General features: G+C 63.9%; 6 protein-coding genes. All 6 read right to left on the bottom strand.

The window, feature by feature from the left end:
• The coding region (locus KDH83_RS28605) for a 3-deoxy-D-manno-octulosonic acid transferase (RefSeq protein ID WP_212321992.1) at positions 1–1,208 on the bottom strand (1,208 nt) is incomplete at its 3' end.
• A 1-nt stretch (position 1,209) separates the two neighbouring features.
• On the bottom strand, positions 1,210–2,244 hold the full coding sequence (waaC, locus tag KDH83_RS28600; protein ID WP_212321994.1) for a lipopolysaccharide heptosyltransferase I: 1,035 nt from the start codon (positions 2,242–2,244) through the stop codon (positions 1,210–1,212).
• A gap of 155 nt (positions 2,245–2,399) precedes the next feature.
• Entirely contained in the window at positions 2,400–3,314 is a 915-nt protein-coding gene (locus KDH83_RS28595) for an NAD-dependent epimerase/dehydratase family protein (RefSeq protein WP_212321990.1), read from the bottom strand.
• 102 nt (positions 3,315–3,416) lie between these two features.
• Positions 3,417–5,252 carry a nucleoside-diphosphate sugar epimerase/dehydratase gene (locus KDH83_RS28590; protein WP_212321984.1) on the bottom strand — a complete coding sequence of 612 codons (1,836 nt, stop codon included), beginning with the start codon at positions 5,250–5,252 and terminating at the stop codon, positions 3,417–3,419.
• Positions 5,253–5,269: 17 nt separating this feature from the next.
• Positions 5,270–5,854 carry an acetyltransferase gene (locus KDH83_RS28585; protein ID WP_212321982.1) on the bottom strand — a complete coding sequence of 195 codons (585 nt, stop codon included), beginning with the start codon at positions 5,852–5,854 and terminating at the stop codon, positions 5,270–5,272.
• A 49-nt stretch (positions 5,855–5,903) separates the two neighbouring features.
• Positions 5,904–6,606: glycosyl transferase (locus tag KDH83_RS28580; RefSeq protein ID WP_212321979.1), on the bottom strand; the 703-nt coding region annotated here is incomplete at its 5' end.

Here is a 6,606-nt window from a genome sequence, read left to right as displayed (position 1 = left end):
CCCCCCGCCCCACCCCGCCCCAGCGCCGGGCGGCGCGCCTCGGTTTCCAGCATTCCCAGCGCGGCCTGCACCGCCTGCCCGGCGTCGGCCGCGCGCAGGACGCCGCCGGCCTCGATGGCCTCGATCGCCGCCTGCTGGAAATTGAACGTATGCGGCCCCACGATGACAGGCACCGCGGCCGCGCAGGCCTCGATCAGGTTCTGCCCGCCCAACGGCGCGAAGCTGCCGGCGACGATCGCCACATCGCAGGCCGCGTAGTAGAAAGCCATTTCGCCCAGGCTGTCGCCCAGCAGCACCGCCGTGTCCGGACCCGGCGATACGTCCTGGGAACGCCGGACAAAGGGCAGCCCGGCCTCGTCCAGCAGGCCCGCCGCTTCGTCGAAGCGCTGCGGATGCCGGGGAATCAGCAGGAACAAGGGCGCGCCCGGCAGGGCCGACGCGCGCTTGATCGCCTCGATGAAACCCGCATCCTCGCCTTCGCGCGTGCTGGCCACGGCCACGACCGGCCGGCCCAGCGCCGCGCGCCACTGGCGTCCGGCGTCCACGCGCGCCGACGGCAACGCCAGGTCGAATTTCAAACTGCCTGTCACCACCGCCCGGGGCGCGCCTGCCTGCCGCAGCCGCTCCGCATCCTGCGGCGTCTGCGCCAGCACCAGGTCCAGGCCTGCCAGCGCTTCGCGCATCACCGCGCCCATGCGGCGGGCCTGGCGCAGCGACGATTCGGAATAGCGGGCGCTGACCAGGCCCATCGGCACCCGCGCGCGGCGCGCCGCGGCCAGCAGGTTCGGCCAGATTTCGCGTTCGATCAGCAGGCCGCAGCGCGGCCGCCAGCGCGCCAGGAAACGGCGGGTGGCGCCGGGAAAGTCGTAGGGCAGCCAGGCCTGGCGCAGTTGGCCGCTCGCAACGGCGGCCGGGAACAGCCGTTCGCCTTCCGCTCGTCCCGTGGCCGTGATGTGGGTCAGCAGCACCGGCAGGCCTCGGTCCAGCAAGGCTTGCAGCAGCGGCTGCGCGGCACGCGTCTCGCCCAGGCTCACGGCATGCACCCAGACGGGCGAGGCGAACGAGGCCGGTGGCGCTGCGCCACGGCCGAAACGTTCGGCGGAGAGAATCTGCCAATGCCCGCCGGCGCGGCGCGCCCGATGGGCCATCCAGAGCCAGACCAGGGGCGAGGCGGCCCGCAGCGCCAGGGTATAGACGCCGCGGTTCATGTCATTTGGCGGCCAGCGCCTGCTCGACCGATGCCATGACCGCCTCGCGCGAGGGCGAGGCGCCGCGGTCGCCGAGGCTGGCGGTGTAGTTCGAGCCGACCAGCGGCGTGCGGACCGGAGTCGAGGCCCGGTAGATGCCGATCGTGGGGCGGCCCAGCGCGGCGGAAAGATGCGTCAGCCCGCTGTCCAGGCCCACCATGAGGCGGGATCCGGCCAGCAGATGTGCAACCTCGGTCAGGTTCATGCGTGGCATGACTTCGGCGCCATCCATGCCGGCGACAAGCAGCCTGCCACGCTCGGCTTCCTGTTCGTTGCCTGCCAGCAGCTTCAATGTGCAGCCGGCGTCGCGCAGACGGCGGAAGACGGCGCGCCAGTCATCCTCGGGCCAGAGCTTGTCGTCGCGACTCGCAGAAGGCATGATCACCGCGTAGCCACGGTCCGTGCTCAAATGGAGCAGCCTGGCCGGTTCCACCGCTGCTTGCTCGCTTTCGCCAAGCAGCGCTTCGGCATCCAGACTGTTGGCCTGGCGGACGAACTTCTGCAAGCCGAAATCCGGCAGACCGGCATGCTGGTAGCCGAACGCAAGTCCCGCGAGCTTGCGCTGCCGAATGACGGCAGGCTGCCAGAACTCGACCCTGTGGCGCACGTTATAGAAGAGCGAAGCCAGCGGTTCGCGCGCCGAGCGCCAGTCCAGTCCGTGCCTCACCCCTCGGGCCTGCCTCACGAGCCAGGCAGATTTGAGCAAGGCCTGCATATCCAGGATCACGTCATACTGCTTGGACCGCAGGCGCTCCTTGAGCGCTCTGCGCTCCCCCCTCACTTGCGCCGACCACCACGCCTTGCGCCAGCGCCGATGCGCCACGGTAATAACATCGCTGACCGCCGGATGCCAACGCGGAATATCGGTGAATGCCTCTTCCACGACCCAGTCAATCTCGGCGTCCGGCACATGTCGGGCAATGTCCGTTATCGCTGGCAGCATATGCACCAGGTCCCCCAGCGAAGATGTACGGACGATGAGAATGCGAGTTGGCATCGATGATGACATGAAGAATTGCGGGATGAACGGATTCGCTGCCGCAGCGACGGATCTGGCCCAGGCACGGCAGGCCGAGAATCCGGGGAATTTACAACAAGTTCGGCTACGCCAACGAATCAGCCCCGTGCGAGACTCATCCAGCCATTTCGCGCTCAGGATGCCTCGAACGGCAAATCCCGAGGCTGGAAACCCAGGGTCTCGCGCACCAGTCTGTCATCCACCTGCAACGTGCCGGTCAATTGATCCACGGCAGCCGCCTGCCCGGCCAGTCCCGCCGCCAAGCGAAGCAAAGGCACCGGGAAGCTGAACATCCGCGCCGACTGTCCCAAGCTCTTGCCAATCCCTTGCAGAATGTCTGGCGTGGAGTAGTCCCTGCTGTCCCGTACGTGGAATACGTGGCCTGGCGCATCTGGATGCGTCAGGCATGCCAGCAGCACACTGGACAGATTGTCTACATGTATCATGCTGCGCGCGTTCTTTACGCTGCCCAGGGGCAAGGGCAAACCCTTACGCACCAGGCGAGTCAGGCGGGCCATGTTGCCGGGCGCGTCCTTGCCATGCACCAATGGCGGTCTCACCGCCACCCATTCCCCGCCATGACGCTCAGCCAGCCCGCGTAGGATCTGCTCGGCCTTCAGCTTGGAACGACCATACGGCGTGACTGGCCGGCATTCCGTCTGTTCCGTGAGCGGCTGGCCCGGCGGGCTGGACGTTCCGACCGCTCCGATGGAACTGACGAATACAAAGCGCTTTGCCCCGGCGAGAAAACTCGCCTCGGCAAGTTTGCTGGTCCACTCCACGTTCACTTTTTCAAACTGCGCCTCATGGTCGGCAGGCGTCGCGCCAATCACGTGCGCCCTTCCCGCGAGGTGGCAGATCGCGTCCATGCCCGCCACCGCATCGCTCATCGCGGCCATATCGTCCAGGTCCGAAACGCGGCATGTTTCGGCTCCTGGCACATCAACGGGTCGGCGCGTCCACAAACGGACGGCGTGTCCCTGAGCGAGCAGATCCTTCACGACGCGCTGGCCGACGAATCCCGTGCCCCCTGTGACCAGTATCTTCATCTTGCTTACCTCTTTTGGCGAGTCCAGGCCGCATCGTGACATACTCCGGAATCCAGCGGAATGCCTCTCATACACCTGATGGCCGTCATGACTACAGCCGGATCACAGCCGCGCGGGCACGTATTCCTGCATCCACCGCTTCAACTGCGCGCGCACCTCGTCGTCGGATACGGGGCCCCGCTGCGTCATCCAAGCAAGGCTCTCTTCGTAAAACCCTTCCGGTACGGAGCGCGAGCGTGCAATGCGCAATTTCTCATGCGGCGTTTGCCGCGTTTCCTCGGAATCTGCAAGCAGCTCCTCGTACAGCTTTTCGCCCGGGCGCAGGCCTGAATACTCGATTCTGATTTGATCCTCGGTGTACCCGGACAAACGGATCATGTTCCGCGCCAGATCGGCGATTTTCACGGGTTCACCCATATCCAGAACGAAAATCTCCCCGCCCTGGCCCATGGAGGCCGCCTGCAATACCAGCTGCGCCGCCTCGGGAATGGACATGAAATACCGAGTGATGTCAGGATGCGTCACCGTTACTGGCCCGCCTCTGGCGATCTGCGCCTGGAATTTGGGAATGACGCTGCCCGCGCTGCCCAGCACGTTGCCGAACCGGACCATCTGGAAACAGGTCTCGCTGCCCTGGCAATGCAGCACTTCGCAAATCATCTCCGCCATGCGCTTGGTCGCACCCATCACGTTCGTAGGATTAACCGCCTTGTCGGTCGATATCAGCACGAAACGCTTGGCATGGAACCGCTTTGCGCATTCCGCCACATTCAAGGTGCCCAGCACGTTGTTGCGCACCGCTTGCCAGGCATTGCCAACCTCCATCAGAGGAACATGCTTGTACGCCGCGGCATGGAAGACGACCTCCGGTTCCCACCGCTGGAATATTTCCTCCATCCTGATGGCATCCTTGACGTCGCCCGCCAACGGCACGATACGTATGTTGGGCTGGTGCTCCGCAAACCATTGCTCGATGGAGTAGAGCGCGTATTCACTTGCTTCGAGCAGAATCAGGCAACTGGGTGAAAACCGAGCCAACTGCCGGCAAAGCTCGCTGCCGATCGAACCGCCCGCCCCCGTGACCAGGACATGCCGGTCAGCAATCATGGCCTGTATGTTCAGATTGTTGATCTGGACGGCCTCGCGGCCGAGCAGGTCCTCGATCTTCACGGGCCGCATCATGTTGATGGCGACCCGGCCGCTCATCAGTTCGTCCAGGCCCGGCACGGTGTACAACGACGCGCCCGCGCCAGTTGCGATCTCCATTACCCTGCGCAGCGCTGGGGCGCCAGCGGACGGAATGGCCAGAATCACCTTGTTCACGCCATACTCATCCAGTACGTTCGCAAGCCTATCGGTCCCTCCGACGACCCGGCACCCGGACAATTCCAACCCCCATTTCGCGGGATTGTCATCGACCAGCGCGACGACGCGCCATTCGATGCTACGACTCAATTCACGCACCAGCATGGCGCCAGCGGTGCCGGCGCCGACCACCACCACGGGCGCCCCGCGGCCCGTGACACGGCCGTACATGCGATATTCCTTCCACATGCGCCAGGCGGCCCGCGCGCCCCCCATCAGCAACACCAACAACAAAGGATACAGAAGCAAGATGGAACGCGGCAGGGCAGCTTCGTTACGTACCAAGAACGCAAAGACGAGCAGCGCCACCGTCGACGCAGCCACGACTTTCAGCACACGCTTCAAATCGGGCATGCTGGCGAACAGCCACATGCTGCGATACATGCCAACTGCCCGGCACGCCAGGATCTGGACCGGCAACAGCATCAGCAACGCCATCCAGATCGTGTTGCCCCAGCCTATGGGCCATTCGAAATTGAACCTGATCAGAAATGCGCCGAGCCAAGCGACCACAATCGCGCTCAGGTCGAAGAGGAACACCAGGATGGTGCGAGAACGGATGGGAATATTCATGGTGCGCACGAAGAGAATTAGTCGGCTGACAGACTCGAGCCTGGTTTGACGATCGCACCCGGTGCGACATTGACGCGATAGCCGGCACAACAGCCCGCCTGCAGCCAGGCGCGCGCGCCAATAACGACTCCTCCAGCCAGTTGGACACCCACGCCCAAGTGTGCGAAATCGCCAAGCGTGGCGTCATGATCCACCGTGGCGTTGGCGTTAACGATGACCCCACAACCCAACGTCGCTCCCGTTCCTACTATTGCACCGGCCATGATCGCCGAACCCGGCCCGACCACAGCATGGCCGCTGACATATGCCTTGGGGTGCACGATCGTGGCCAGCGGAATACCCAGCGCGCCAAGCGACTGGCTCAAGTGCTCGCGCACATGCTGGTTGCCAACAGCGACGATTGCCGCAGCGCATGCACCGGCCAATTGCCCCAGCTCGCGCGTGGTGCCGACAATCCTCCATGCGCCGGACTGCGTCTGCACGGAATGGTTGTCGTCCATGAAGACGATTTCTGTCCAATCACCGCTGAGTTCGGCCGCTTCGGCCACGGCCTTTCCATGGCCGCCCGCGCCGAGGATGACGAGTTTACGTATGTTGTCCATTACATCTAGAGAACTCAATGAACCAGCTCCAGGCCTACGCCGTGATCCGCTATTTTGCGGACTCCGAAGCGCGGGCTCCCGCTTCCGGCGTCCCAGCCTTCAGAAGAACCGCTGCAATGATGAGAGGCGCATAGGCGACCACGAGGCCCATGGCACCGTCGATCTTTCCTGCCGCCACCAGGTAGGCCATGGGAAACAGCCATAGGACGTTGACCGCGAGCACGCCCAGTGTGACCGGCAGATGGCTTACACACTTGCGTGACGCATGCTGATAGGCATGGCTGCGGTGCGCTTCGTAGACTCTTTCACCGCGTATCAGGCGGCGCAGCAAAGTCACTGTGGCGTCGACAATGAAAACACCCAGCAATATGGACCACGCCCAGAACAACCCGGAAGCATGCCGGGCAGCGATCAACGAGAGTATGCCCAGGACCAGGCCGAGGAAACCGCTGCCACCGTCTCCCATGAATATCTTGGCCGGCGGAAAATTCCATAGCAGGAATCCCGACACCGAAAACGCCAGCAGCAGGACGGGGAGCGCCGTCAGCTGGTCGCCGGAGATCAGGTAGAGAAGAGCGCCTCCGGTCGTGACGCAAATAGCCTCGACGCTGGCCAGGCCATCGATGCCATCCATGAAGTTGTATAGATTGAGCATCCAGACCAGATAGAAGGCGGCAAGAATGTTGAGCAGCCAACCGGCCGGAATTTCTACACCGAACACGGCGAGCGTGGACATGCCCCCCATCCAATAC

This window comes from Achromobacter sp. Marseille-Q0513, assembly GCF_018195695.1.
Classification (GTDB): Bacteria; Pseudomonadota; Gammaproteobacteria; order Burkholderiales; family Burkholderiaceae_B; genus Achromobacter.
The sequence above is the reverse complement of the archived record's forward strand: the minus strand, read 5'-3'. Positions and strand labels throughout refer to the sequence as shown.

Excerpts from the sequence above, each read along its gene's own strand:
- waaC (WP_212321994.1), bottom strand. The coding sequence starts at position 2,244 with ATGCCAACTCGCATTCTCATCGTCCGTACATCTTCGCTGGGGGACCTG.
- KDH83_RS28595 (WP_212321990.1), bottom strand. The coding sequence starts at position 3,314 with ATGAAGATACTGGTCACAGGGGGCACGGGATTCGTCGGCCAGCGCGTC.
- KDH83_RS28590 (WP_212321984.1), bottom strand. The coding sequence starts at position 5,252 with ATGAATATTCCCATCCGTTCTCGCACCATCCTGGTGTTCCTCTTCGAC.
- KDH83_RS28585 (WP_212321982.1), bottom strand. The coding sequence starts at position 5,854 with ATGGACAACATACGTAAACTCGTCATCCTCGGCGCGGGCGGCCATGGA.